This is a genomic window from Nocardia pseudovaccinii (assembly GCF_050942345.1).
GTDB classification, from domain to species: domain Bacteria; phylum Actinomycetota; class Actinomycetes; order Mycobacteriales; family Mycobacteriaceae; genus Nocardia; species Nocardia pseudovaccinii.
In genome coordinates, this window is sequence record NZ_CP192074.1 from 1,622,671 (window position 1) to 1,648,143 (window position 25,473).

23 protein-coding genes and 1 tRNA gene are annotated in these 25,473 nt (G+C 66.0%); 13 read left to right on the plus strand and 11 right to left on the minus strand.

Translation table 11 applies throughout. From position 1 onward, the window contains the following. Positions 1-54: 54 nt before the first annotated feature. Positions 55-642, plus strand: coding sequence for a TetR/AcrR family transcriptional regulator (locus tag ACQPZ2_RS07265; RefSeq protein ID WP_433524842.1), 588 nt, complete (start codon positions 55-57; stop codon positions 640-642). A gap of 111 nt (positions 643-753) precedes the next feature. Here ACQPZ2_RS07265 and ACQPZ2_RS07270 read toward each other — a convergent pair whose 3' ends face one another. After that, the gene (locus tag ACQPZ2_RS07270; protein ID WP_433524843.1) at positions 754-1,671 is read right to left on the minus strand and encodes a ribonuclease Z; all 918 of its coding nucleotides are present in this window, start codon (positions 1,669-1,671) and stop codon (positions 754-756) included. After that, the gene (locus ACQPZ2_RS07275; RefSeq protein WP_433524844.1) at positions 1,671-2,849 is read right to left on the minus strand and encodes an aminotransferase class V-fold PLP-dependent enzyme; all 1,179 of its coding nucleotides are present in this window, start codon (positions 2,847-2,849) and stop codon (positions 1,671-1,673) included. Before ACQPZ2_RS07275 ends, ACQPZ2_RS07270 begins: the two co-directional genes overlap by 1 nt. Before the next feature lie 268 nt (positions 2,850-3,117). On the opposite strand from ACQPZ2_RS07275, the gene egtA reads away from it, so the two are divergent. The 4 genes from egtA to egtD are packed head-to-tail and all read left to right on the plus strand — an operon-like array spanning position 3,118 to position 7,675. Then, positions 3,118-4,449, plus strand: coding sequence for an ergothioneine biosynthesis glutamate--cysteine ligase EgtA (gene egtA / locus ACQPZ2_RS07280; protein ID WP_433524845.1), 1,332 nt, complete (start codon positions 3,118-3,120; stop codon positions 4,447-4,449). A gap of 55 nt (positions 4,450-4,504) precedes the next feature. Then, positions 4,505-5,845 carry an ergothioneine biosynthesis protein EgtB gene (gene egtB / locus ACQPZ2_RS07285; RefSeq protein ID WP_433524846.1) on the plus strand — a complete coding sequence of 447 codons (1,341 nt, stop codon included), beginning with the start codon at positions 4,505-4,507 and terminating at the stop codon, positions 5,843-5,845. Between the two features lie 28 nt (positions 5,846-5,873). Next, the gene (gene egtC / locus ACQPZ2_RS07290) at positions 5,874-6,707 is read left to right on the plus strand and encodes an ergothioneine biosynthesis protein EgtC (protein ID WP_433524847.1); all 834 of its coding nucleotides are present in this window, start codon (positions 5,874-5,876) and stop codon (positions 6,705-6,707) included. After that, entirely contained in the window at positions 6,704-7,675 is a 972-nt protein-coding gene (egtD, locus tag ACQPZ2_RS07295) for an L-histidine N(alpha)-methyltransferase (RefSeq protein WP_433524848.1), read from the plus strand. Before egtC ends, egtD begins: the two co-directional genes overlap by 4 nt. Here egtD and ACQPZ2_RS07300 read toward each other — a convergent pair. The 7 genes from ACQPZ2_RS07300 to ACQPZ2_RS07330 all read right to left on the minus strand — a co-directional run bounded on the left by ACQPZ2_RS07300 (position 7,672) and on the right by ACQPZ2_RS07330 (position 12,651). Beyond that, a complete protein-coding gene (locus ACQPZ2_RS07300; RefSeq protein WP_433524849.1) occupies positions 7,672-8,322 on the minus strand; it encodes a DUF2461 domain-containing protein in 651 nt (216 codons plus the stop codon). The two genes, egtD and ACQPZ2_RS07300, sit on opposite strands and share 4 nt — an antisense overlap. A gap of 75 nt (positions 8,323-8,397) precedes the next feature. Then, positions 8,398-8,961 carry a hypothetical protein gene (locus tag ACQPZ2_RS07305; protein WP_433524850.1) on the minus strand — a complete coding sequence of 188 codons (564 nt, stop codon included), beginning with the start codon at positions 8,959-8,961 and terminating at the stop codon, positions 8,398-8,400. Between the two features lie 27 nt (positions 8,962-8,988). Next, positions 8,989-9,249 (minus strand): hypothetical protein, encoded by a 261-nt coding sequence (locus tag ACQPZ2_RS07310; protein WP_433524851.1) that lies wholly within the window; start codon positions 9,247-9,249, stop codon positions 8,989-8,991. A gap of 57 nt (positions 9,250-9,306) precedes the next feature. Further along, positions 9,307-9,882, minus strand: a complete 576-nt coding sequence (locus ACQPZ2_RS07315) for a hypothetical protein (RefSeq protein ID WP_433524852.1) — start codon at positions 9,880-9,882, stop codon at positions 9,307-9,309. Between the two features lie 114 nt (positions 9,883-9,996). Continuing rightward, positions 9,997-10,977 (minus strand): ribose-phosphate diphosphokinase, encoded by a 981-nt coding sequence (locus tag ACQPZ2_RS07320; protein ID WP_063036669.1) that lies wholly within the window; start codon positions 10,975-10,977, stop codon positions 9,997-9,999. Then, the gene (gene glmU / locus ACQPZ2_RS07325; RefSeq protein ID WP_433524853.1) at positions 10,974-12,464 is read right to left on the minus strand and encodes a bifunctional UDP-N-acetylglucosamine diphosphorylase/glucosamine-1-phosphate N-acetyltransferase GlmU; all 1,491 of its coding nucleotides are present in this window, start codon (positions 12,462-12,464) and stop codon (positions 10,974-10,976) included. Before glmU ends, ACQPZ2_RS07320 begins: the two co-directional genes overlap by 4 nt. Positions 12,465-12,580: 116 nt before the next feature. Then, positions 12,581-12,651: transfer RNA gene (locus ACQPZ2_RS07330), tRNA-Gln, on the minus strand. Between the two features lie 304 nt (positions 12,652-12,955). On the opposite strand from ACQPZ2_RS07330, the gene ACQPZ2_RS07335 reads away from it, so the two are divergent. From ACQPZ2_RS07335 to ACQPZ2_RS07360, 6 genes are all read left to right on the plus strand, one after another. Further along, entirely contained in the window at positions 12,956-13,570 is a 615-nt protein-coding gene (locus ACQPZ2_RS07335; RefSeq protein WP_063036665.1) for a TetR/AcrR family transcriptional regulator, read from the plus strand. A 181-nt stretch (positions 13,571-13,751) separates the two neighbouring features. Continuing rightward, a complete protein-coding gene (locus ACQPZ2_RS07340; RefSeq protein ID WP_040695316.1) occupies positions 13,752-14,399 on the plus strand; it encodes a TetR/AcrR family transcriptional regulator in 648 nt (215 codons plus the stop codon). A gap of 165 nt (positions 14,400-14,564) precedes the next feature. After that, positions 14,565-18,179 (plus strand): transcription-repair coupling factor, encoded by a 3,615-nt coding sequence (gene mfd, locus ACQPZ2_RS07345; protein WP_433524854.1) that lies wholly within the window; start codon positions 14,565-14,567, stop codon positions 18,177-18,179. Positions 18,180-18,352: 173 nt separating this feature from the next. Next, positions 18,353-18,985 carry a MazG family protein gene (locus tag ACQPZ2_RS07350; RefSeq protein ID WP_433527348.1) on the plus strand — a complete coding sequence of 211 codons (633 nt, stop codon included), beginning with the start codon at positions 18,353-18,355 and terminating at the stop codon, positions 18,983-18,985. A gap of 91 nt (positions 18,986-19,076) precedes the next feature. Further along, positions 19,077-20,168 carry a glycerol dehydrogenase gene (locus tag ACQPZ2_RS07355; RefSeq protein ID WP_433524855.1) on the plus strand — a complete coding sequence of 364 codons (1,092 nt, stop codon included), beginning with the start codon at positions 19,077-19,079 and terminating at the stop codon, positions 20,166-20,168. A 172-nt stretch (positions 20,169-20,340) separates the two neighbouring features. Further along, positions 20,341-21,291 (plus strand): phosphodiesterase, encoded by a 951-nt coding sequence (locus ACQPZ2_RS07360; protein WP_433524856.1) that lies wholly within the window; start codon positions 20,341-20,343, stop codon positions 21,289-21,291. Here ACQPZ2_RS07360 and ACQPZ2_RS07365 read toward each other — a convergent pair. Continuing rightward, positions 21,242-22,693, minus strand: coding sequence for a stealth family protein (locus ACQPZ2_RS07365; protein WP_433527349.1), 1,452 nt, complete (start codon positions 22,691-22,693; stop codon positions 21,242-21,244). The two genes, ACQPZ2_RS07360 and ACQPZ2_RS07365, sit on opposite strands and share 50 nt — an antisense overlap. Positions 22,694-23,365: 672 nt before the next feature. Between ACQPZ2_RS07365 and ACQPZ2_RS07370 the strand changes: the two genes are divergently transcribed. After that, positions 23,366-23,842 (plus strand): hypothetical protein, encoded by a 477-nt coding sequence (locus ACQPZ2_RS07370; RefSeq protein WP_433524857.1) that lies wholly within the window; start codon positions 23,366-23,368, stop codon positions 23,840-23,842. 119 nt (positions 23,843-23,961) lie between these two features. Next, entirely contained in the window at positions 23,962-24,537 is a 576-nt protein-coding gene (locus ACQPZ2_RS07375; protein WP_063036655.1) for a TerD family protein, read from the plus strand. On the opposite strand, the gene ACQPZ2_RS07380 is transcribed toward ACQPZ2_RS07375, so the two are convergent. Further along, on the minus strand, positions 24,519-25,433 hold the full coding sequence (locus tag ACQPZ2_RS07380) for a putative PEP-binding protein (RefSeq protein ID WP_433524858.1): 915 nt from the start codon (positions 25,431-25,433) through the stop codon (positions 24,519-24,521). The genes ACQPZ2_RS07375 and ACQPZ2_RS07380 overlap by 19 nt on opposite strands. Positions 25,434-25,473 lie beyond the last annotated feature (40 nt).

Genomic DNA, 25,473 nt, shown 5'->3' on the forward strand with positions numbered 1-25,473 from the left:
CGATTGTCGATAGGGCATTTGGACCTCTGTGACGCAGTCGACAGGAGTGAATCGATGAGCGCCGTAGACAATGTCTGCATGGTTGCGAGCGAACCGTTGCGGGAACGATTGGTCGGCGCCGGGGTCGACATGCTCGAGGAGGTCGGCGCGGCCCAGCTGGGTCTGCGGGCGATCACCCGCGCGGCCGGGGTCTCCCACGGTGCGCCGCGCAGGCACTTTCCGACACACCGCGCGCTCCTGGCCGCCATCGCCGCGCGTGGTTTCGCCGATCTCATCGAGCGGTTCGCGCAGGCGGCGGCGGGGGCGACAACGCCGCGCGAGCAACTGCAGGTCATGGCGGCCGAATACGTCGAATTCGCGGGGGAGCGTCCCGAGATGTTCACCCTGATGTTTCGCCACGACCTGCTCGAGGGTTCCGGCGAGAATCTGCGCTCGATCACCCTGCCGCTGTTCGAACGTTTTGCCGCGCTGGTCGCCGCGGCCGCACCGACCGCCGACGACCAGAGGGCCGTCGCCATCGCACTGTGGACCAACTTGCATGGCATCGCCGCCCTCCAGGCGAACCGCAGTCTGCGCCTTGTTGTCCCGGCGACCGATACTCGCGTTCTAGTCGCGCAAGTCCTCGCATTGCACCTGGCCTGAGAGCCACATCGTTGCCGGGATCGGCTCGACCGTATCCCGCGGCAGATGTGGATCCGGGTAGCGGGTATGGGTCCCGGCTCGCGTGTGATCTGCTCCTGAGCGCCATTCGGACTAACGGCGATGCGGGAGTGGGATTCTCGCGAGGTCGGTGGCGACTACGATCTCGCCGGTGAAGTACGCCGACGCCTCGGCGCGGTGGCCGTCGAGATCGCGGTAGCGCTGGGAGAAGTGCGTCAGCACCAGGGTGCGCACGCCCGCCTCGGCGGCGACCCGGGCCGCTTGTCCGGCCGTGAGATGGCCGTATTCCTCGGCGAGGTGGGCGTCGGCGTCCAGGAAGGTCGCCTCGATCACCAGCATGTCCACGCCCGAGGCGAGGGCCGCTACACCTGGGCAGAGGCGAGTGTCCATGACGAATGCGACGCTCTGGCCCGGCCTCGGCGCACTGACCTCGGCCAGCGTGATTGTGCGCCCGTCGAATTCGATGCTGCCCGCGTGTTGCAGTTGTCCGACCGCCGGGCCGTGCAGGCCGAATACGGCGAGCCGCTCCGGCAGGATGCGCACACCGCTCGGTTCGGTGAGCCGGTAGCCGAAGGTGTCGACCGGATGCGATAGCGCGACCGCCTCGAGGGCGAACGGTGCACCGGGCGCGTCCAACGCACCCGGATCAGCGATCGGATGCGCCCGGAGCTCGACGGTGCGATAGAACGAGCTGGCATAGCTCAGGCGATCGAAGAACGCCTCACCCGAGGCGGGGTAGTACACATCGACCGGATGGGCGACCTTGTCCAGATTGATCCGCTGGATGATGCCGGGTAGTCCGAGGCAGTGGTCGCCGTGGAAATGCGTCACGGCGATCCGGGTGATATCGGTGACCGATACGCCCGCGTACGTCATCTGCCGCTGTGTGCCCTCGCCAGGATCGAAGAGGATGCCCTCCTCGCCCCAGCGCAGCAGATACCCATTGTGGTTGCGCTGCTTGGTCGGAACTTGACTCGCGGTGCCTAGTACGACCAGTTCGCGAGGTGACATCAGAGTGTCGCGACCGCGCCGACGAACCGGTCCAGCTCCTCGAAACTCACGAAGCAGTGCGGCGAGGCACGCACCACCGAATCCAGGCCACGGGCCGTCATATCCAGCAGCGTAGAGCTGGCATGGCTCGCCGTCACCGTAATATCCTGCGCCGCAAGGCGATCGCGCACCTCGACGGCGGATTTCCCTTCGACGGTGAACGAAACGATGCCGCTGTGCCGAATCCCGATGTCGCGCACCGTGACTCCGTCGATTTCCGGCAGCGATTTGCGCAGATGCTCCGCGCGGACCGCGATCGCGTCGTAGACCTCCTCGGGCCCCAGCTCGAGCAGATATCGCACGGCCGCGCCGAGACCGAGTCGCGCCGCCACATCGCATTCCCAGAATTCGAAGCGACTCGCATCGGGCGCCATGGCGTATTCCTGTGGGCCGGTCCACTGCGCGCTGTGCAGATCCAGCCGTTGCGGCTCCATCGACGCGGCCAATTCCGGTCGCACATAGAGGAATCCGGTGCCGCGCGGCCCGCGCAGCCATTTGCGGCCGGTGACCGAGAGCGCGTCGACATCGAGTTCGGCCACATCGATCGGCAGCTGTCCGGCCGACTGGCAGGCATCGAGCAGTACCAGCGCGCCGACCGAATGCGCGATACGGGTGGCGTCGGCGGCCGGGTTGACCAGACCGCCATTGGTCGGAGCGTGTAACACCGACACCAGCCTGACCCGTTCGTCGACCATGTCGGCGAAGGCGTCGAGGTCGATCTGGCCGCTGCCGTCGCTGGGAATCTGTTCGACCACCGCGCCCGTCGCCTCGGCCCGTTGCAGCGCCGCAATGGCATTGCTCGCATAGTCGGCGCCGGAGATGAGGATCCGGTCGCCGGGTGCGAGTGGGACCGAGTAGAAGAAGTCGGCCCATGCGCGGGTCGCGCTATCGCTGAGCGCGATGCCGGTCGGATCGGCGTTGACGAGTCGGCCGATATCGGTTTTCACCGCGGCCAGATCGTCGAGTCGCTCGTTCGCCGCGCGGTAGCCGCCGATTTCGGCTTCGCGTCGCAGATGTGCCACAACGGTATCGACGACGACTCGGGGTGGTAACGAGGAGCCCGCGCTGTCGAGGAAGACCAGATCGGATCCGGCGTCGTAGGCCGGTATGTCGGCGCGTACGCGATTCTCGTCGAGCATGGCCTCGACAGTATCGCCCAAATCGGGGCATTGGGCCGTCGCACGAGTCGGCGCAGGTCCGGGCCACGGTGCGCGAGTCCTGCGCTGTGCATGGCCACGAATTCAGATTCTTGTCACATTTCTTGTCGGTGCCCCTCGCTACGCTGGTTCGGGTCGGTGCATCGGAATACGACCGGCATCCACAGCGATACAGAACTACCTGAACAACGACCGGCAGCGCCTACGCAGCACAGCTACGGTTACCCGGTTCCATACGGTGGAGGTTGGTATGGCGGTCACGCTCGAACATCCGGAGCGGGTGATAGCGCTGGCTCACGGCGAACTGTCCTCGCGGGCCGCGGCGGAGGCCTATATCGCGAAAATCTGCTTCAAGCTGGGGCCACCGACGCTCATCGGCGCCGAACTGGAATGGCTCACCGTGCAGGGTGAGTGTTCGTCGTCCGGCCCGTCGGCCGCACCCCGCCCGCAACTGGCTGCACTCGCAGATGCACTCGGACCCTATACACCGCGGTCCATCGCCCCCGATTCACCGGCACTTCCGCTGCCAGGGGGCAGCCGGGTCACCATCGAACCCGGCGGTCAGATCGAACTCTCCAGTGCCCCGTTCGCCGCTGCCGCGCAGTTGTGCGAGGGTTTGCACGCCGATGCTCGGATGCTGCGGGATCTACTCGAATCCCGATCCATCCGCACCGTCTCCGCCGCCGCCGATGCGGACCGCCGCCCGAAACGGGTCCTGCGGCTACCGCGCTATCGCGCCATGGAAGAGTCCTTCAGCGGCATCGGCCCCTTCGGCAAATTGATGATGTGCAATACCGCCGCGACGCAGGTCAGCGTCGATGCCGGTGCGGACCGTGCCGAAGTCACCGCACGGTGGAATGCGTTGTACACGATCGGTCCCGCGCTACTCGCCGCCTTCGCCTGCTCGCCCGAATTACACAGTGCACCAGCGGGTGCGTGGGCATCCCAGCGCATGCGGACCTGGTTGCGTCTCGACCACGCGCGCACCCGTCCCGCGGTGGAGTCCTGGCCGGATCCGATCGCCGGCTATGCGCGCTGGGCCCTGGATGTCCCGCTGCTGTGCGTTCGCCGCCCCGATGGCGCATCCGGCAACGGCGGCGGTATCGGCTGGTCAGCGCCGCCGGAGGCGACCTTTGCGGACTGGTTGTCCGGTGCGCTGGACGACGAGATCGGCCGGCGCCCCGATGTCGGCGACCTCGACTATCACCTGACCACGCTGTTCCCGCCGGTACGCGCCTCCGGACATCTCGAGGTCCGCTATCTGGATGCCCAACCCGATAACGACTGGACCGTACCGATCCACATCTTCGACGCCCTGCTGTCGTCTCCGTCGGTTGTCGCCGAGGCGACGGCGCTCGCCGCGCCACTCGCGGGCCATTGGCTCGACGCGGCGCGCTGCGGGTTGGCCGATCCGGAGATCCGTGGCATCGCTGTCGAGTTGCTGACCCTGGCCGCGGCACATGCGGCGAGTCCGGCGGCGGCCCGCGAGATCGAATCCGCCGCCGAACGATGTCGCAGCGGTCGCACCCCGACCGATGAACTCGTTTCGCGCAGTGCGGATCAGCCCGAGGACCATCCGTGACTCGCGGCGCCGCAGCTCGAGTAGCCGACCAGAACGAGTTCGGGAGACACCCATCGTGACCACTCAGTACCCCGCAACGGATAATTCCGGCACCGAACAATTGCGTGACCGGATCGCCGAAGTGCTCACCCGCGCAAGGGATCGCACCATCGGCCTCACCACCCTCGATGAAGCAGAGCTGGTCGCCCAGCATTCGCGACTGATGAGCCCGCTCGTCTGGGATCTCGCCCATATCGGCAATCAGGAAGAGCTCTGGCTGGTGCGCGATGTCGGCCGCCGTGCAGCGGTGCGCGCCGATATCGACGAGCTGTACGACGCCTTCAAACACGCTCGCGCCAATCGCCCCGGACTGCCGCTGCTCGACCCCAGCCAGGCCCGTGGCTATGTCGGCACCGTGCGCGACAAGGTGTGGGATGTGCTGGAAACCAGCGCTTTACACGGTGATCCACTGGTCGACGGCGGCTTCGCGTTCGGCATGATCGCCCAGCACGAGCAGCAGCACGACGAAACGATGCTCGCCACCCATCAATTGCGCACCGGCCCCTCGGTGCTGTCCGCGTCGGCCGCACCGACGGCGGCTGCTCCGGTCGGTGGCGAAGCCGTCATTCCCGCAGGCGAATTCGTCATGGGCACCTCGACCGACCCATGGGCACTGGACAATGAGCGTCCGGCGCATCCGGTGCACCTGCCCGCCTTCGCCATCGACGTCGCACCGATCACCAACGCGCAGTACCAGGCCTTCATCGCCGACGGCGGCTACGAGCGGCCCGAGCTGTGGTCCGAACACGGTTGGGCGCACCGGCAGGAGGCGGGCCTGGTGGCGCCGCAGTTCTGGGAGTGCGATCCGGCCGGGCACTGGTGGCGTCGGGGATTCGGCGTGATGACGCCGGTGCGTCCGCAGCAGCCGGTGGTGCACGTCTGCTGGTTCGAGGCCGAGGCGTATGCCGCCTGGGCCGGTAAGCGCCTGCCTACCGAGGCCGAATGGGAGAAGGCGGCGCGTTTCGATCCGGAGACCGGCGCGTCCCGCCGCTACCCGTGGGGTGATGCCGAACCCGATGCCACCACCGCGAATCTCGGCCAGCGGCACCTGGAACCCGCCGAGGTCGGCGCATATCCGGGCGGTGCCTCCCCGGCCGGTGTGCATCAGCTCATCGGCGACGTATGGGAATGGACCGCATCGGGTTTCGAGGCTTATCCGGGCTTCCGCGCCTTCCCGTACGCCGAATACTCCGATGTGTTCTTCGGCGGCGACTACCGAGTCCTGCGCGGCGGCTCCTTCGGCACCGATCCGGTCGCGTGCCGCGGCACCTTCCGCAACTGGGACCACCCCATCCGCCGCCAGATCTTCTCCGGCTTCCGCCTGGCCCGCGACCTGCGAAAAGGCGAGGGCGAGTGAGGGTATCGACGGCGGAAGGGCGGCGCTGATGTGTCGTCAACTCGGTTACGTCGGTCCGCCGGTGCGCGTGGGCGACATGTTGACGCTCGGTTCGCATTCCCTGCGGACCCAGGCGTGGGCGCCCAAGGATATGCGCGGGGGCGGGACGATCAATGCGGATGGGTTCGGGGTGGCCTGGTGGCGTGACGACGACGGCGTGACCGTCAGCCGGTATCGCAACTCAGCGCCCATCTGGACCGATCCGGCGGTGGAAGAGGTCCTGCCGCAACTGGAGTCGTGGGCGGTCTTGGCGGCGGTTCGCTCGGCGACCGTTGGTATGCCGGTCGAGCGGAATGCCTGTGCACCGTTCACGCACGGTCGGTGGGCGTTCACCCATAACGGCATGGTGCCCGATTGGCGGCGGGCCCTCAGCGCGGTCGCCGCGGAATTCGGCTCTACCGCAACCGAACTGGGCGCGGGGCCGCTGTTCGAGCCGGTGCAGTTGCTGGAGGCCGAATCCGCGACCGACGCGGCGACGCTCTGGGTGATCCTGCGCAGTCTGCTCTCGACCGACACTCCCGACGGTTCGTGGGCGGCGGCACCGGCTGCATTGAGTCTGCTGGTCTCGGCCGTACTGGCTCAATCCCCGGGCGCCCGACTGAATTTCCTGCTCGGTGATGGCAGGCAGCTGTGGGCGACCACCGTCTACCACTCACTATCCGCCCTGGTGACCGATGATTTCGCCATCCTGTCCTCGGAGCCCTTCGACGACGACCCGCGCTGGCAGCCGATTCCGGATCGCCAGCTGGTCAGCGCCCGCCCAGGCGCGCTGTCCGTCACACCGCTACTAGACGTTCCAAGCACGAAAGGCTCGCTCCTATGACCGCACCCACGTTGGAGATCTACCTTTCCGATGACGACCTCACCTCGGCGTTGCGCGCGGATGCCGGGCTCGGCCTCACCGCGGACCCGAAGTGGTTGCCACCCAAGTGGTTCTACGACGCCCGCGGCAGTGAACTGTTCGAGCAGATCACCGAACTCCCCGAGTACTACCCGACCCGCACCGAACGCGCGCTGTTGGAGCGGGTAGTCGGCGAGATCGCCCGCACCGCGCAGGCCGAGGTCCTGGTCGAACTCGGCTCGGGTTCGGCCGCCAAGACTCGGCTGCTGCTATCCGCATTGACGGCCGAGGGACCGCTGAAAACCTATGTTCCGCAGGATGTCTCGTCCTCGGCGCTGCGGGCCGCCGCCGCGGAGATCGCTACCGAGTTCCCGCGCCTCGCGGTGCACGGCGTGGTCAGCGATTTCACCGACACCCTGCACAATCTGCCCGGCGGCGGCCGCCGCATGATCGCCTTCCTCGGCGGCACCATCGGCAATCTGGTCCCCGCCGAACGGGCCGAATTCCTGTCCAGCATCCACGAGGTGCTGGAGCCGGGCGAGCAGCTGCTGCTCGGCGCGGGCCTGGTGATCGACCCCGCCGTACTGGTACCCGCCTATGACGACGCGGCCGGTGTCACCGCCGAATTCAACCGAAATGTCTTGCATGTCTTGAACAGTCGCCTCGACGCCGACTTCGAGCCGGACAAGTTCGCCCATGTCGCCGTCTGGGATACCGAACACGAGTGGATCGAAATGCGCTTGGAGGCCACCGAAGATATGACCGTGCAGGTCCGCGAACTGGACCTCACTGTCCAGTTCACGCGCGGCGAGCAGATGCGCACCGAAATCTCGGCCAAATTCCGTATCGACGGATTGGACGCCGAATTGGCCGCAGCGGGATTCGAGACCGAACAGGTCTGGACCGATCCGGACGACCGCTTCGCTCTTGTCCTCGCCGCCCGCCGTTAGGTCCGAGCGGGCGCACCACTGACCACCGCGCCCAGCCAATCGATGAAGGGCCGCATCGTCTCCCAGGCGGTGCGGACCTCCTTCGCAGCGCGGGGTTTGTCCAACCAGACCGGTGCGCCGTATTCCTTACTGCAGGTCAGCGATTTGTGCCGCAGCAGATCGATGCGCGGATGGTCGGCGTCGTAACCTTTCGGCTTGGTTTTGAGCTGCTCGCCGCCGATGGTGAATCCGGCCTTGGTGAGCTTTGCCAGGATGGCCTCCAGCTCCGGGCCGCGGACCTCGTCATCGATGGTTGTGCGCAACTGGGCGATCTGCGCGGGCGAGCCCGCATAGAACCCGCCGCCGACGAAGAGTCCGGCCGCGCTGATCTGCACATACCAGCCCGTACCCGGCGCAACGCTGACCACCGCGCCCTGCGCCGTCTTGTAGGGCACCTTGTCCTTGGAGAAGCGCACGTCCCGGTACGGCCGGAAAATCTTGGCGGTCCCGAAGTCCGCCTCCAACTCCGCGGTCAGCGCGACCATCGGCGCCTTGACCGACTGCTCGTAGACATCCTTGTGCGCGGTCCAGAAGGCCTTCGAGTTATCGGCTTCCAAATCCTCGTAAAAGTCCAGCCCCGCGAGTGGGAACCCACCGAATCGACTCATGCCGACCACGCTAGTCCTACCCACCCCGCCGGCTCGGCCGGCTGCCATCCCCTATGACTCGTGTCCAGCGCACGGTCAGTCGGAGTCCGGGATCATGCTGCCGCTGAAGACGGCATAGATCAGGATGAGCCCGATGACCAGGGAAATAGCGGATACGAAGGCGGCCCATTTGCCGAGGGATTCGCCCTTTTTGTGGCCGATGATGCCGAGAATGATGCCGACCGGGCCGAATAGGTAGGGGCAGAACAGCAATGAGATGCCCGCACAGACGAAGCCGATGATCGACAGGGTCTGCGAACCTGATCGCGGTCCCTGCGTGGTGTACCGCGGGGTGTAGGGGGGATTGCCACCGTCCGGGGTGCCCGGTGTGGCGTCGTCGATCGGCGGATAGACGGTGCCGGGCCGGTCCTGGTCGTACCGTGCCGCGGCATTGTCATTCCACGGTTCCGGTTGCACGGGGTCACTCGACGGCTGCTGCGGTCGCACGACGAGATCCGGTGCCGTTTCGGCAGCCGCCCGCTGGTCCGGTGTCTGCGCGGCGGGTTCGACGGGTTGCGGGGGTTCGACCGGCTCGGATTCGCCGACCGGTTTCTCGGGCGACCTATCGCCTCGCTCGGGTCCCTGCTGCGGCGTGCTCATCGAACTCTCCTGTCGGCGGGGAGCGGGCTATAGGTCGGTATCGTCGACGATCTCCATCGCGGCGACCTCGGCGGGGCGCTCGTCCTCCTCGGCGAGTTCGGCGGCCTTACGATGACGGGTCCACTCCTGTTCGAGTTCATCGCTGATGCCGAGCCGACCGTCATCCTCACTTTCGTGATAGCGAATGCGCAGGTCATCGGGCGGATCCTCGACATTTCGCCGGTATGCGCGGATCTCGTCTTCCTGGTCGTCGTCCCCCATGTCCATATCAAGCGGGTCACGGTCCATACCCCCAGTATCCCCCTCGACATCAGGGGCAAACGGGATCCGACGCGTGCGAATCCGTCAGCTGAGAGCCCCGAGGAACCCGACGAAGGCGATGACCAGGACGACCGCGATCGCCAGCACCGCGCCGTTGGTGATGGCCGCCCATTTGCCGAGCGATTCGCCCTTGTTGTGGCCGATGATGCCCAGGACGATGCCCGCCGGTCCGGTGATCACTATCGGCAGGCCACAGAACATCACCACCGACAGTGCGGTCGCCGCCAGGCAGGAGAAGCTGATGATCGAGAAGATCGGGACATCGGATTGCCGGGGTGGCGTATAGGGCTGGTACGGGTAACCGGGATACGTGCCGGGCGCTTGCGGATAGCCGGGTGGTCCGACGTACGGACCGGCTTGCGGGTAGCTCGGCGGATACGGTGGCGGCGGATAGGCCGTGGGCTGCTGATAACCCGCGGGCGGGGTGTACGGTGGGGCGGATTCCGGCGAAAACTGTTGTCCCGGTTGATAAGCCATCGTCGGATCGACACCCGGCTCCGGTGACCAGACCTTGGTCGCGTCCACGTTGTCCCGCGGCGGCTCGGCAGGCGTCGGGTCCTGCGACTTCCCGAGATTGATATGCGGTTCCGAATCCGACATGGCGCGCCCCCTGTTTGTGATCCCTACCCGCCATGGGTACCACGCCGAAGCGAGCCTTACAAACAGAAACGTCGCGGCCCGGACCTGGGTCCGAGCCGCGACGAAGTGTGAAACCTATGCGTTGCCGTTGAAAAGTCCGGTGACCGAACCGTTCTCGAAGACCTCGCGAATCGTGCGAGCCAGCAGCGGCGCGATCGACAGCACGGTCAGCTGCGGGAACTTCTTCTCCTCGTCGATCGGCAGCGTATTGGTGACCACGACCTCCTTGGCGCCACAGGTGGCCAGGCGCTCGGCGGCCGGATCGCTCAGCACGCCGTGCGTCGCGGCGATGACCACATCACCGGCGCCTGCCGCCTTGAGCACCTTGACCGCACCGGCGATGGTGCCACCGGTGTCGATCATGTCGTCGATCAGGATGCAGGTGCGGCCCTCGACCTCACCGACCACGCGGTTGGCCTTGATCTGGTTCGGCACCAGCGGGTCGCGGGTCTTGTGGATGAACGCCAGCGGCGAGCCGCCCAGCGAGTCGGCCCACTTCTCCGCGACACGCACGCGACCGGAATCGGGGGAGACCACGGTGATGTGCTCGAGGCTGTAGTTGTTGCGCACGTACTCGGCCAGCTGCAGTTGGGCGTGCATGTGATCGACCGGGCCGTCGAAGAAGCCCTGGATCTGATCGGTGTGCAGGTCGACGGTGATGATACGGTCCGCGCCCGCGGTCTTGAGCAGGTCGGCGACCAGGCGGGCGGAGATGGGCTCGCGGCCGCGGTGCTTCTTGTCCTGACGGGCGTACGGGTAGAACGGCAGCACCGCGGTGATCCGCTTGGCCGAACCGCGCTTGAGCGCGTCGATCATGATGAGCTGTTCCATCAGCCACTGGTTCAGCGGAGCCGGAAAGCTCTGCAGCACGAAGGCATCCGAGCCGCGCACGGACTCCTCGAACCGGACGAAGATCTCGCCGTTGGCGAAGTCGCGCGCGGTCTGCGGGGTGACGTGGACGTCGAGTTCCTTGGCCACCTGCTCGGCAAGCTCAGGATGAGCGCGTCCCGAGAAGAGCATCAGGTTCTTCTGGTTATCGATCCATGACGCGGTCACTGCTGTTTGCCATCCTTTTGCTCGATTGCCTGACCCGACATCTCTTTGGTCGCGATGGCTTCCGCCGCCGCCCGTGCCGCGTCCGTCCCCGGACGGTTGCGCTGCACCCAGCCCTCAATGTTTTTCTGTGGCCCACCTGAAACCGCGAGTGCCCCCGGCGGAACGCTTCTACGCAGCACAGTACCCGCCGCCGTATAAGCGCCGTCACCCACCGTCACCGGTGCGACGAACATGGTGTCGCTGCCGGTCCGCACATGCGAGCCGACCACGGTGTGGTGCTTTTTCACACCGTCGTAATTGACGAAAACGCTGGAGGCGCCGATGTTGCTGTGCTCACCGATGGTGGCGTCGCCGACATAAGTGAGGTGCGGCACTTTGGAGTGCGCGCCGATCGATGCGTTCTTGGTTTCGACGAATGCGCCGAGCTTTCCGGAATCTCCGACAACGGTGCCCGGGCGCAGATAGCTGAACGGCCCGATATTCGCACCGGGACCGATCACGGCCTGATCACCGTGGGTGCGAACGACGTGCGCGCCATTGCCGACGATGACATCGGTAAGCGTGGAATCCGGTCCGATCACGGCGTCCTCACCGATGACGGTGCCGCCGAGTAACTGCACACCCGGCCGGATTTCGGCGTCCCTGGCGATTTTCACGTTCGCGTCCACCCAGGTGGTCGCGGGATCGATGATCGTGACCCCGGCGCGCATATGCCGTTCGAGGATGTAGCGGTTGAGGGTGCGCGCGGCCTGCGACATCTGCACCCGGTCGTTGACGCCGGTGACCTTGGCCGAGTCGAGCAGCCGTGCACCGTGCACCGGATGTCCGGCCTCGCGAGCAAGCCGCAGCACATCGGTCAGGTACAGCTCGTGCTGGGCGTTGGCGGTGGACAGGCGTCCGATCATGGTGCGCAGCACGGCCGCGTCGAAGGCGTACACACCCGAGTTGACCTCGGTGATCGCCGATTGCGCGGGGGTGGCGTCGGCATGTTCGACGATTTCGGTGACCTGGCCGTCGGCATTGCGGACGATGCGGCCGTAGCCGTTCGGGTCGTCCGGTTCGAAGGTCAGCACCGTGACCGCCGAACGTTCGGTGTAGCTGCGATGCTCGTCGAGCAGTGCGGACAGGGTGTGCCCGTCCAGCAGCGGCACATCGGCGGAGGTGACCAGTAGGTCACCGCTGAAATCCTCGGGAACCGCCGCGAGCGCGCACTGCACCGCGTGGCCGGTTCCGAGCTGTTCTTCCTGAATGGCGGTGGTGATGTCGCGGCCGAGGTCGGCGGCGACGGCGGCGACCGCGGCGCCGACTTGTTCCCGATCGTGTCCTACCACGGTGATGAGGAACGCGGGGTCGATCTCGTTGGCCGCATGCAGCGCGTGCGCGAGCATGCTTCGACCGGCCAGCGAATGCAGCACTTTAGGAGTCTTCGACCGCATTCGCGTCCCGGCACCGGCTGCGAGAACGACGACGGCGGTCTGCTGTGGCATGGATCTCCCTCGGCTGCCTGTCATCGTGCTTGGGGCTGTCGTCGTGCTTGGTCAGCGCTGTCGTCGTGCTTGTTCAGCGATGTGCGCGGCCAACGATAAGCCATCGTGCCGGTGTGCTCCGCCGCCAGGACTCGAACCTGAACTATCTGAACCAAAATCAGAGGTGCTGCCATTACACTACGGCGGATTGTCACACCGGCGGATCTGCGAAACCCGCCACTGCGCCAGCGGCACGGCATGAATCCTCGCATGAAGACCTCCAGTTAGTCGAACTGCTTCGCTGAATTCGTGGGTACCCGCCACTGCCGTCTACTCACACCGGTCGCGTTATCTGGGCGAACGCCGAAATCGGCCCCCCGTTCGCCGTCTTCGGCGGGGCGACGCGCGCGCGGGCAGAGCTGTCTGGAACAGTTGTCGGCAAAAGTTCGGGTCATGCGCAGGGAGGCGGGGCGTTGTCTTCGGGTGAACCGCAACGAGTGTCCCGGCCGCGGATGACGGGTACTCAGCGGCGGCAGCAGTTGATCGAGATCGGTCGCGCAATATTCGCCGAGCGCGGATACGACGCGACCTCGATCGAGGAGATCGCACAGCGGGCGCAGGTCTCCAAACCCGTGGTGTACGAACACTTCGGCGGCAAGGAGGGGCTCTACGCCGTGGTCGTGGACCGCGAGATGTCGATGCTGCTGGACATGATCACCTCCTCGCTCACCCAGAACCGGTCCAGGATCCGGCTCGAACAGGTCGCGCTCGCATTGCTGACCTATATCGAGGAACGCACCGACGGATTCCGAATCCTGGTGCGCGACCAGCCCGCTGCTACCGCGGAGGGCCGCTACTCGAGCCTGCTCAACGAGGCCACCAATCAGGTCGCGCATATTCTCGGCGGCGATTTCGAGCGCCGCGGTTTCGATACCAGTCTGACCGGTTTGTATGCGCAGGCATTGGTGGGCATGGTCTCGACCGCCGCGACCTGGTGGCTGGACGAGCGCAAACCGTCGAAAGAGGTTGTGGCGGCACATCTGGTGAACCTGTGCTGGAACGGGCTCAGTCATTTGGAAGCCCATCCGCTGCTGAGCTCGGAATGGCGTGCCGGTACAGGGGATTGACGGTATTGGTAGCCAGCAAATTGCGCAGTATGCCCGTCCGAATGCTCGAATTCGCTGGCGCGCGCTCACCTGGTGGTACGGTTCACCCATCCTCAGGGTGCTGTTCGAGCGGTAAGTCGGTCTACTTCGGGATGTCGGTCTACTTCAGGATGGCTGGTTTTAAGGATGACAGGCGGATCTGATGGCTAGGCAAGCGCGCGCGGAGATCACCCGCGATTCCGTCCTGGCGGGCGCTGCCGATGTCTTTCTGCGCTTGGGATATGCGAATGCGAGCCTGAGCGAGATCATCGCGCAGTCGAACGTGACCAAGGGCGCCTTGTACTTTCACTTCGGTTCGAAGGAAGAGCTAGCGCGCGCCGTGGTCGACCAGGGCAATGAGCGTCTGGTCAGTTCGTGTCAGGGTTTCTTCGATCCGAGAGTGCCCGCGCTGGAGGCATGTATCGGGATCACCTATGTCGTCGCGGACCTATCCATGAATGATCCGATGGTCGGCGCGATGCTCAAGCTGACCCATCAGATCGGCGACTACCGCGGCGCCCAGGGCGACAATATCGCCAAGACCTGGGGCGATACCTACCGCGTACTATCCGAGCGGGCCATCGCCCAAGGCGACCTCGAGGCCGATCTGGACGCCGAGGTGATCGGCCTGCTACTGCAGGAAATGACCGCGGGCGTGCACATCACGGCGGTCGGCACCGATTCGATCGATCAGATGGCGACCCGGATGGAACGAGCCTGGTACTTCCTGCTCCCGGCGATCGTGCCCCCGGAGAAGCTCTCGTACTTCCGGGAATTCGCCGCCCGCCGCCTACGCCGCTACGTGCCGTAACGCGTCACAGCGCCGTAAACGTGTCACAGCGCGTTGGTAGGTTGTGACGTGTCGACCGATTTCGTGAGCACATGGGTAACTCATCCCGGCAAAGACTGGGGGAGGCGGGGGAGCCTAGACTCGGTTGGCCGTCCTAAAAACCTCGCCTGAGCTCAGGAGTGTTCGATGTCCACCCACCGTCCACCTCTTGCCGGACTGGCCGCGGTGGCCGGGGCCGATTCGGCCTTGCGAACCGTCGCCGACCTGGTCGGGAAGTCGCCGGTCGAGTTGGTCGGGCCATCGGCGGTGCGGCCGTTCGTCGCGGCGACGATCGCGGCCCAGCGGCCGCTGGTGGTGGTGACGGCGACCGGGCGCGAAGCCGATGATCTGACGGTCGAGCTGGAGGAAATCCTCGGCGCGGCGATCGCGCAGTTCCCGTCCTGGGAGACGCTGCCGCACGAGCGGCTCTCGCCGGGTGCCGACACCGTGGGCCGCAGGCTCGAGGTGCTGCGGCGGCTGGCGCATCCGGAGGATCCGGTATTCCCGGAACCGCTGCGGGTCGTGGTGACGACCGTTCGCTCCCTGATGCAGCCGATGGCCGCGAGCCTCGGCGATATCGAACCGATCGTGCTGCGTGTCGGCGCGGAGTTCGATTTCGACGAATTGCTCTTGCGCCTGATCGAATTCGCTTACACCCGCGTCGATATGGTCGGCAAGCGCGGTGAGTTCGCGGTGCGCGGCGGCATCCTCGATCTGTTCCCGCCGACCGCCGATCATCCGGTGCGCGTGGAGTTCTGGGGTGACGAGGTGACCGAGCTGCGGCCCTTCGCGGTCGCCGACCAGCGCTCGCTGACCGATCTGACGGTGGATGTGATCGTCGCGCCGCCGTGCCGGGAGCTGCTGCTCACCCAGGCTGTACGCGAACGCGCGGCCGAGGTCGCGGTGGCGAATGCCGCCGATGCGGCGCTGGTCGAGATGTTGGAGAAGCTTTCCGAAGGTATTCCGGTCGAGGGCATGGAGGCGCTGCTGCCGGTACTGCAGCCCGGCGAATTACGGCTGCTCACCGAGGTTTTGCCGGAGGGTACCCAGCTGCTGCTGTGCGATCCGGAGAAGATCCGCACGCGCGCGGCCGATCTGGTGCGCACCGGCGAGGAGTTCCTGGAGGCATCGTGGACCGCCGCCTCGTTCGGCGGCGCCGCGCCGCTGGGCGGGCACGGACTCGATCTGGCCGCCTCCGGTTATCGCGCGCTGCCCGAAATCCATGACAGCGCAAACGCACACGGTCTGCCGTGGTGGAGCCTGAGCCCGCTGACCTCCGGCGATCCGGCCGAGGTCGTGCTGCCGGTGCTGGCCGGTCCGGCGGCGCGCGGATCCGATGAGTTGGTGGCGACGATCTTCGCGTCGCTGCGCGCGCATGTGCTGACCGGTGGGCGTGCGGTCGTGGTCGTGGCGGGTCACGGTACGGCGCAGCGCATTCTGGAACGCCTCTCGGATGCCGACGTGCCCGCTGCTGCGTTGACAGCCGGTGCCGAGCCGACACCCGGACTGGTCGGTGTGTTGTGCGGTTCGCTGCACGACGGGTTGGTCTTCGATGACGCCGGTCTGGTGGTCGTCGCCGAATCCGACCTCACCGGTAACCGGGTCACCGCACCGGCGGAGGGGAAGCGGCTACCGGCCAAGCGCCGCAATCAAGTCGACCCGCTGGCGCTGAACGCCGGCGATATGGTGGTGCACGATCAGCACGGCATCGGCCGGTTCGTCGAGATGATCGAACGCACCGTCGGCGGGGCGCGGCGGGAATACCTGGTCATCGAATACGCGCCGGGTAAGCGCGGTCAGCCCGGTGACCGGCTGTTCGTGCCGATGGAATCGCTGGATCAGCTCTCGCGCTATGTCGGCGGTGAGATGCCGAGTCTGTCCAAGCTCGGCGGATCCGACTGGGCGAATACGAAACGCAAGGCGCGCAAGGCGGTTCGCGAGATCGCCGGTGAGCTGGTGCAGCTGTACGCGGCGCGCCAGGCCGCGCCCGGACATGCGTTCGGTCCCGACAGTCCCTGGCAGAAGGAGATGGAGGACGCGTTCGCGTTCACCGAGACCGTCGACCAGATGACCGCCATCGCCGAGGTCAAGGCCGATATGGAGAAGGCGGTCCCGATGGACCGCGTGGTCTGTGGTGATGTCGGCTACGGCAAGACCGAGATCGCCGTGCGCGCCGCGTTCAAGGCGGTGCAGGACGGCAAGCAGGTCGTCGTGCTGGTGCCGACAACCCTGCTGGCGCAACAGCATCTGCAGACCTTCACCGAGCGCGTGGGTGGATTCCCGGTGACCGTGAAGGGGCTGTCCCGCTTCACCGATCCGGCCGAGTCGCGCGCCGTGCTGGAGGGGATGGCGGACGGCGCCGTCGATATCGTTGTCGGTACGCATCGGCTGCTGCAGACCGGCGTGCGGTGGAAGGATCTCGGCCTGGTCGTCGTGGACGAGGAACAGCGTTTCGGTGTCGAGCACAAGGAGCACATCAAGGCGCTGCGCACGCACGTCGACGTGTTGACCATGTCCGCCACGCCGATTCCGCGCACCTTGGAGATGAGCCTGGCGGGCATTCGCGAGATGTCGACCATCCTCACGCCGCCGGAGGAGCGGCATCCGGTGCTCACCTATGTCGGCGGGTACAACGACAAGCAGGTCACCGCGGCCATCCGGCGCGAGCTGCTGCGCGACGGCCAGGTCTTCTACGTGCACAACCGGGTTTCGTCGATCGACAAGGCCGCCAAGCGGATTCGGGATCTGGTGCCCGAGGCGCGGGTGGTGGTCGCGCACGGTCAGATGAACGAGGACATGCTCGAACAGACCGTGCAGGGATTCTGGGAGCGTGAATTCGATGTGCTGGTCTGTACCACCATCATCGAGACCGGGCTCGATATTTCCAATGCGAATACGTTGATCGTGGAACGCGCGGACGCTCTCGGTCTTTCGCAGCTGCACCAGTTGCGTGGGCGCGTCGGCCGCAGTCGTGAACGCGGATACGCCTACTTCCTCTACCCGCCGGAGAAGCCGCTCACCGAGACGGCCTACGACCGGCTCGCCACCATCTCGCAGAACTCGGATCTCGGCGCGGGTATGGCGGTGGCCATGAAGGACCTCGAAATCCGCGGTGCCGGAAATGTGCTGGGCGCCGAGCAGTCCGGGCATGTGGCCGGTGTCGGCTTCGACCTGTATGTGCGGCTGGTCGGTGAGGCGGTGGAGGCTTATCGGGCCGCCGCCGACGGTAAGCCGATCACGACCGAGGAGGTCAAGGAGGTCCGCATCGACCTCCCGGTGGACGCGCACATTCCGCCCGACTACATCACCAGCGATCGGCTCCGGTTGGAGGCCTACCGCAAACTCGCTGCGGCGCAAGATGATCCGGGGCTGGAGTCGGTTGTCGAGGAACTCGTCGACCGGTACGGGCCGGTGCCCGTCGAGGTCGGCAGGCTGGTGTCGGTGGCGAAACTGCGCCTGCTGGCTCGCGAATACGATGTCACCGAAATCGCGGTCACCGGAACCACATTGAAGGTTTCGCCGATGAGCCTGCCCGATTCCAAGCAGATGCGGTTGAAGCGCCTGTACCCGAGCGCGGGCTATCGCGCGGCGAGTGGTGTTGTGCAACTGCCGCTGCCCCGGGTGCAGGACAGTGTCGGCGCCGACCGGGTGCGCGATGTCGTCCTGTTGCAATTCGTTGCCGACCTGTTGCTGCAGTTGGATGGCAAGCCGAAGGGCTTCGTAGAGTTGCGGGTCGCCACCGAAGCCACGGCGGCGCGATGAGTTCGGACCGCGACGAAGCCGTTCTGCGGGCTGCCAGGCATGCGGCGGCGGAGGCGGGGCGGGCCAATGGTGCCGACGAGCACCCATTGCCCGAACCTGTGCGGGCGGCGGCCGAATCCGGCCGAACCGATACCGCGGTGGTGGCGGCGGGGCTGGCCGGGGCGGTCGAGGTGATGGACCGGCTGTGGAACTTCGGCGGCTGGGAGGTGACGCAAACCCACGACTCGCTGCGTCCCTACCTGCTCGAGGAAACTTACGAACTCCTCGACGCCATCCAGCACAACGACGCCGAAACCATCAAGGAAGAACTCGGCGACCTGCTGCTGCAGGTCCTGTTCCACTCCCGAATCGCCCAGGCCGCAAGCGAATTCACCGTCGACGATGTGGCCGCCGCACTGGTCGCCAAACTCGTCAACCGCAGCCCGCACCTCGCCGACGAGCCCATCGACCCGTCGGCCACCGTCGCGGAAAAGATCGCCGCCCAGGAAAAAGCCTGGGAGGAACGCAAATCCGCCGAAAAATCCCGCCGTTCCTGCCTCGACGGCATCGCCATGGCCCAACCCGCCCTGGCTCTGGCCGAGAAGATCCGCTCCCGCAGCCTCAAAGCAGGCCTGCCCGAAGACCTGGTCCCCGACACCCTCCGCACCGTCCACCTGGGTGGCGAAGACAGCGCGGAAGAACGCCTCCGCAAGGCCACCTTGTCCTTCGCATCGGAAATCCGCGCTACCGAAGACGCCGCCGAAGCCGCCCGCGGCGAACGTGTCCCGTTAGCGACCGCCGATTGGCGCAAGTACTGGTCGCGGTAGCCGGGCGTTCGGCATGCTTCGAATACACCTGATGGCTCAATCGCGGGCGCGTAGCGTTTGCGATACGGAGTCGGCGATCGGGAGGTGGCAGATGCTGAGTGTGTTTTCTTCGCCGGGGCATTACGTGCAGGGGCGGGATGCGACGGGGGCGCTCGGGGCGGAGATGACGCGGCTGGGGATCGCGGGACCGGTGATGATTGTGGCGGGGGCCAGTGCGCATCGGTTGTTGGCGCAGACGTGGCAGGAGTCGCTTACCGAGGCGAAGATCGAGTATTCGGTGCATCGGTCCGGGGGTGAGTGCAGTCGGGCCGAGATCGCGCGGGTGACCGCGGCCGTGCGGGAGAGCGGGAGCACCGTGGTATTGGGGGCCGGTGGGGGCAAGGTGCTCGATACGGCTCGGGCGGTGGCCGATGATCTGGAACTGCCGATGATCAGTTGTCCTACGACGGCGTCCAGTGACGCGCCGTGCAGTGCGTTGTCGGTGATCTACACCGACGCCGGGGAATTCGAGGCCTATCAGCTGGTTCGGCGGAATCCGGCATTGGTGCTCGTCGATACGTCCGCTATCGCGCAGGCTCCGGCGCGGCTGCTCACTGCGGGGATGGGCGATGCGCTCGCGACCTGGTTCGAGGCGCGGACCTGCAGTGCCGCGCGGGTTCGGAATATGCGCGGCGGCGCCTCCACCCGCAGTGCCACCGCCTTGGCCGAACTCTGCTACAACACCCTGCTCGCCGACGGAACCCACGCCCTCGCCGCGGTCCGCAGCCACACCGTCACCCCGGCCCTCGAACGTATCGTCGAGGCCAACACCCTGCTCTCCGGTTTGGGCTTCGAATCCTCCGGTCTCGCCGCCGCCCACGCCATCCACAACGGCCTGACCGCCGCCCCGCAAACCCATCCGTACCTGCACGGCGAAAAGGTAGCCTTCGGCGTCCTCGCCCAGCTCGTACTGGAAGGCGCTCCCGCCGAAGAGATTTCGACGGTCCTCGAGTTCTGCACGTCGGTCGGCCTACCGGCCACCTTCGCCGCCCTCGGCCTGACCGACCCCGACAACCGAACCCTGACCGCCATCGCCGAACGCGCCACCGCCCCCGGCGAAACGATCCACAACGAACCTTTCACCGTCGACACTCCCATGGTCCTGGACGCCCTCCGGACCGCCGACAGTCTCGGCACCCCCTGAGAGCAGTCGCGCCCGGAAACTCTCGGACCGGGTGTGATGACACCGAACTCTCACCTCCCCGCAAGCAGTTTGTCACCGTGGGGCGGGCAGTCTGTCAATAGGTCTTCGCTATCCTGGCGATGGAACCCGAAGCCAATGGCGGGCGAATCCGCCGGGGAGGACGTTCGGTCCGGTGCCCACCAGCAGAGTCGCGGAGCACCCGCGACCGAATCATGTGCTGTTCCATTTCAGCGATACCCATTTGATCGCCGGCGACGGCGAGTTGTACGGCGACGTGGACGCGGATCTGCGTCTTCGGCAGTTGCTCGACCAGGCCGCGGCCAGCCGCATCCGGCCGACGGCGATCGTCTTCACCGGTGACCTCACCGATAGGGGCGAGCCGGACGCATACGAGAAGCTCCGCGCCATCGTGGAACCGTTCGCGCGCCGATTGCGCGCGCCGATCGTATGGGTCACCGGCAATCATGACGATCGCGGTGAACTGCGCCGGACTCTGCTCGGCGAGCGCCCGTCGACGAAGCCGCTGGATCGGGTGCACATGATCGACGGCCTGCGCATCATCGCCCTGGACACCAGCGTCCCCGGCCACCACTACGGCGAAATCCGCGACGAACAGTTGGCCTGGCTGCGATCGGTACTCGCCGAACCCGCCCCGTTCGGCACGATTCTGGCGATGCACCACCCGCCGGTGCCGTGCGTGCTCGATCTCGCGGTCACCGTCGAACTGCGTGATCAGCGCAGGCTGGCCGATGTGCTCGACGGCACCGACGTACGCGCGATTCTCGCTGGGCACCTGCACTTTTCGACCAGCGCCACCTTCGCGGGCATTCCGGTCTCGGTCGCCTCGGCGACCTGCTACAGCCAGGATCTGGCCGTCGCCGAGGGCGGCCTGCGCGGCCGCGACGGCGCGCAGGCCTTCAACTACGTGCACATCTATCCGGACACCATCGTCCACTCGGTGGTCCCGATCGATCGCGGCCCGACCGTCGGCTCCCCGTCCACCCCGGAAGAGGCGGCGCGCAAGCTGGCCGAGGAGGGCATCGTGATCCCGCCCGCCGCGCGCATCCCGCGGGTCATGCGGCGCCGGGCGCAGACTCCGGAAGACGACGAGGCCGTGCACTGACCCGCTCCCACGGCGCTGGGGTCGGGAAGTAGGTGGACAGGAATTCCGACACCGCACGCACCCGATCGGCCTCCGGGACCTCCGGAAAGCTGCCGTCGTTGAGGCAGAAGAAGTCGACATCACGATGGACGGCCAGTCCGTCGAGCAGTGCGAGCCCGCGTCGGCTCGTGGTGTCGACATAGCGCATCTGCGCCATCTCCTGCGGCACCGCGCGCCCGGTGAGCATGGCGTAGTAGTGGTAAAGCGAATTCGTCACCGAAATATCGGTGGCCGCGCGGAATCTGCTCGCCCTGGTCCGCGCGAAGTCGGTCTCGAACTCCTGCTCCATCTCGAGTAATACGCTGCGCCGCAACGGAACCGGGGTGTGTTCCAGATGCCGGGTGATGACATGTCCGAACCGCCCGGCCAGCAATTCCCGATTCTTCCGTGCGGCATTCTCGAAACCACTGCGACGCTCGTTATTTCGGCCCGGCCCGATCCGGGTGCCTGCCTCGATGAACCGGCTGACTCCGGCCGGGCTGAAGAACATCGACGGACGCACCGGCCGGGCGAAGAACATATCGTCGTTCGAGTACAGGAAATGCTCGCTGAGTCCATCGATATGCTGCAGTTGGCATTCCACCGCATGGGAATTGAAGGTGGGCAGCCCGCTGGTATCGCTGAAGTGATCGACCGCGCGCACCACCGTCACCCGCGGATGTTCGTCGAGCCATGCCGGCACCGCGGAATCGGTCGCGATGAAGATCCGCCGAATCCACGGCGCGTTCTTGCACACCGAGCGCAGTGCGTACTTCAGTTCGTCGATCTGTCGGATCCGAGCATCCGCGTCATCGCCCTCGCCCACCACGACCTGGGCCAGCATTCCCGCACGGCGGGCACGGAATTCGGGATCGGTGCCATCGACCCAGGAGAACACCAGATCGATATCGAAGCCGACATCGGTCGGCTGTGGTGCGAACATGTCCGTCAATGTCGGCCAATTGCGGTCGAACAGGCGAACTTCCGTGCGCTCGACATCGGCGAGGTCGAAGACATTGCGGGTGAACATATTCGGCCGCGGGCATTCGACGGTGTCGCCGTGGTACTCCCACAGCTCCAGATCCACGTAGTGGTCCGGATCGGCATCACGACTCAGCCGAAAAACATTGTGCTGCACCTCGGCACACGCGAAACCCGCGGCAATCGCGGTGGCCGTCACCCGACGCACCATCGTCCGGTGCGCGGCATCCGCGGCCAGTGCCGGCCGATGTCCGCCATCGCGAATCAGCAGGAACGGCACCTCCGCGGCCGCCAGCTCGCCGCGCAGATAGCCCAGGTCGTCCAGCATCGCGGGCGAGACGACGAGATTGCCCGCCGTCGGCCACGCCACCATATCGACCGCGCCGGAATTCCTTGCCCCCATATCAACCATGTGTCTGCTCCCCACGTCCGTATGTGTGCCGAAATGTCCCGTGGCGCCGCGCTACAACCCGGGCACCGCCGCGGACGGCGTCGACGGACGTCGTCTGCGGTTGCCGTGCCCGGCGCGGCCGAATTCAGAAATTCGGGACGATGCCGTAGTGCAGGAACGAAGTGATCAGCCGGGTCTCAGACGATCGGTACACCATGTCGTTCTCACCTCACTCACGGCTGGACGCCAGTGCGTCTTCTTGGAGCAATGCTGTCGGTGCGGGCAAGGCGCGGCGGCCGTGCGGTACCGAGAGCAGCACGCGGGCCGGACAGACATCGGCCGGCGAATGGAGAAGCCCTGCTGAACAGGGGCTATCAGCAATGATGCATCGACTGTGCCGACCCGTCAATCCGGACATCCGGGTGGTGTCCCGGACAGGCGGCTCGGCCTGCTTGTCCCATTGAAATTAGGGTAGCCTTACCGCATAATCCCGCGTGGGGTTGTGGTCCGCTCCTGAGCCGGGGCGCCGCCCATCACCCAGTGACGCCGTATCGGTGTCCTGAGAGGTGCCTGTGAGCACTTCGGACAAAGGTCGCAGCGCCAGCGAACAAGGGCCACAGCACCTTAGACTTGCAGGCAACGTGGCACAGCCCGCCGCGTTGCAGCGATCAAGAGGTGACGAACATGGCAGCCGGAGCGAGCCCCGTGCAACGTCAAGACCACTCTATGGCCGATCATCCCGAACTGGACGTACTCCCGGAATGGCCCCAGGAGACGATCGCGGTGCTGGTCACCACCGACCCAGCGCCGCATGCGATTCCGGTGTCCTGGCCGGTGCGTGCGGATGATCGGCGGATTCTGCTCAGCCTGAAATTCGATCGCGGTTCGCTGGCGCGCTTGCGTGAACGGCCCGATGTCGCACTGCTGATTCTCGGCGGTGGCAATGTCGCGCTGTGCGCGCGCGGGCAGGCGCGAGTTATCGCCGAGGAAATGCCCGGTGCGACAGACTATGTCGCGGTCCAGATCGATGTGGAAGTCATCGATGACCACCGGCAGTCGGCCTTCGCGGTGGCGCACGGAATCGAGCGCACCGTCCTGGACGCGAGCGAATTGCATGCGCTCGAAGGGCGCGTGCAGACACTGCGCGCGTGGGGCCGCTAGCGACTGCTTGCAGGTCGCTCGAAAAGGTCGGCATCGAGAACTGAACCGGCACAGGCTGTCCGGTACAGGGTAATAATCGTGATGAAAGGCGGCGCGAACGCGTCGAATGGAAGGGGATCATGAGCGTCACATTGGCCAAAGGCGGAAATGTCTCGCTGTCGAAGCAGGCCGCCAACCTCACCAAGGTTGCGGTGGGGCTCGGTTGGGATGTGCGAACGACCACCGGGGCCGATTACGACCTCGATGCGAGTGCGCTCGCCACCGGGCCGAATCAGCGCGTGCTGTCCGATCAGCACTTCGTGTTCTACAACAATCTCCGCTCGCCCGAGGGCACGATCGAACATACCGGTGACAATCTCACCGGTGAGGGCGAAGGCGATGACGAGGTGATCAATGTCGATCTGGCGGCGACGCCGCCGACGATCACCAATATCTTCTTCCCGGTCTCCATTCACGATGCCGATGCGCGCGGACAGTCGTTCGGCCAGATCCGCAACGCCTACATCCGCGTGGTCGACGCGAACACGGGCGCCGAGCTGGCCCGGTATGACCTCACCGAGGATGCGTCCACCGAGACCGCCATGGTGTTCGGGGAGTTGTACCGGTACGGCAACGAATGGAAGTTCCGTGCCATCGGTCAGGGCTATGCCTCCGGGCTCGCGGGTATCGCCCGCGATTACGGCGTCAACGTCTGATGGGCGTGCGGGTGGTCGGGATCGGACCCGGCCGCCCGCTCCGCCTCGTACAACGCGATCGCGGCGCGCGTCTTGCGCTTGATCGCTTGCAGCACATCGAGATCCGGCAGGTCCGCGAACTGCTCACCAAGCACGTCGGGCAGATCGGAGTAGTGCAGCACGCATTCGTCGACGCCGAGGTTCGCGCAGGCCGCGAGCAGGTCCGGATGCAGATAACCCGCGACCGCGGTCCGCACGCCCGCGGCGGCGGCCACCATGGTGACGCGCTCGATCGCACGCAGCAGCGGCGGAACCGGTCGAACCGGCCGCAGGCTGGCGCGTGCCTGGCCGAGCAGCAGCGAGGACAGATCGTTGCAGCCGATCACCACCCGGGACACCCCGGTGGTCACGACCCGGTCGACCTCGAGCAGCAGCGACGGGATCTCGATCATGGTGGCGACCGGGCAGTCGCCGATCACGGTCCTGGTTTGCTCGATGGCCCACTGCAATTCGTCGACATAGGTGACGAACGGGAAAATCACGCCGATATCCGCGCCCTCGTCGCGCACCTGCGCAATGCCCTCGAGTTCGGCGACGAATGCGTCGGGAAAACGGCGCGCACGGCGAATACCGCGCAGGCCGAGCAGTTTATGCGGCTCGTCGATGATCTCTTCGACGCCGTCGAGGATATTGCATTCGGCGGTATCGGCTTCCATGGTGCGATACCAGATCGTGCCGTCGGCCCGCTTGGCAATATGGCGCAGATATGGCACGAGATAACCCGAAACCGATTCGGGTGTCGGATATTTCCCGGCCGCGCGGAACACGTACTCGCCGCGCACCATCCCGACCCCGTCGAAGTGGTCGAGCAGTTCAGCGGAGATCCGCTCACAACTCAATGCCAGGCTCTGCCGCATTCCCCGCACGCTATCAGGTTGCTGCACAACACTTTCCGCC

Excerpts from the sequence above, each read along its gene's own strand:
- ACQPZ2_RS07265 (WP_433524842.1), top strand. The coding sequence starts at position 55 with ATGAGCGCCGTAGACAATGTCTGCATGGTTGCGAGCGAACCGTTGCGG.
- ACQPZ2_RS07270 (WP_433524843.1), bottom strand. The coding sequence starts at position 1,671 with ATGTCACCTCGCGAACTGGTCGTACTAGGCACCGCGAGTCAAGTTCCG.
- ACQPZ2_RS07275 (WP_433524844.1), bottom strand. The coding sequence starts at position 2,849 with ATGCTCGACGAGAATCGCGTACGCGCCGACATACCGGCCTACGACGCC.
- egtA (WP_433524845.1), top strand. The coding sequence starts at position 3,118 with ATGGCGGTCACGCTCGAACATCCGGAGCGGGTGATAGCGCTGGCTCAC.
- egtC (WP_433524847.1), top strand. The coding sequence starts at position 5,874 with ATGTGTCGTCAACTCGGTTACGTCGGTCCGCCGGTGCGCGTGGGCGAC.
- egtD (WP_433524848.1), top strand. The coding sequence starts at position 6,704 with ATGACCGCACCCACGTTGGAGATCTACCTTTCCGATGACGACCTCACC.
- ACQPZ2_RS07300 (WP_433524849.1), bottom strand. The coding sequence starts at position 8,322 with ATGAGTCGATTCGGTGGGTTCCCACTCGCGGGGCTGGACTTTTACGAG.
- ACQPZ2_RS07305 (WP_433524850.1), bottom strand. The coding sequence starts at position 8,961 with ATGAGCACGCCGCAGCAGGGACCCGAGCGAGGCGATAGGTCGCCCGAG.
- ACQPZ2_RS07310 (WP_433524851.1), bottom strand. The coding sequence starts at position 9,249 with ATGGACCGTGACCCGCTTGATATGGACATGGGGGACGACGACCAGGAA.
- ACQPZ2_RS07315 (WP_433524852.1), bottom strand. The coding sequence starts at position 9,882 with ATGTCGGATTCGGAACCGCATATCAATCTCGGGAAGTCGCAGGACCCG.
- glmU (WP_433524853.1), bottom strand. The coding sequence starts at position 12,464 with ATGCCACAGCAGACCGCCGTCGTCGTTCTCGCAGCCGGTGCCGGGACG.
- ACQPZ2_RS07335 (WP_063036665.1), top strand. The coding sequence starts at position 12,956 with ATGACGGGTACTCAGCGGCGGCAGCAGTTGATCGAGATCGGTCGCGCA.
- ACQPZ2_RS07340 (WP_040695316.1), top strand. The coding sequence starts at position 13,752 with ATGGCTAGGCAAGCGCGCGCGGAGATCACCCGCGATTCCGTCCTGGCG.
- mfd (WP_433524854.1), top strand. The coding sequence starts at position 14,565 with ATGTCCACCCACCGTCCACCTCTTGCCGGACTGGCCGCGGTGGCCGGG.
- ACQPZ2_RS07350 (WP_433527348.1), top strand. The coding sequence starts at position 18,353 with ATGGACCGGCTGTGGAACTTCGGCGGCTGGGAGGTGACGCAAACCCAC.
- ACQPZ2_RS07355 (WP_433524855.1), top strand. The coding sequence starts at position 19,077 with ATGCTGAGTGTGTTTTCTTCGCCGGGGCATTACGTGCAGGGGCGGGAT.
- ACQPZ2_RS07365 (WP_433527349.1), bottom strand. The coding sequence starts at position 22,693 with ATGGGGGCAAGGAATTCCGGCGCGGTCGATATGGTGGCGTGGCCGACG.
- ACQPZ2_RS07370 (WP_433524857.1), top strand. The coding sequence starts at position 23,366 with ATGGCAGCCGGAGCGAGCCCCGTGCAACGTCAAGACCACTCTATGGCC.
- ACQPZ2_RS07375 (WP_063036655.1), top strand. The coding sequence starts at position 23,962 with ATGAGCGTCACATTGGCCAAAGGCGGAAATGTCTCGCTGTCGAAGCAG.
- ACQPZ2_RS07380 (WP_433524858.1), bottom strand. The coding sequence starts at position 25,433 with ATGCGGCAGAGCCTGGCATTGAGTTGTGAGCGGATCTCCGCTGAACTG.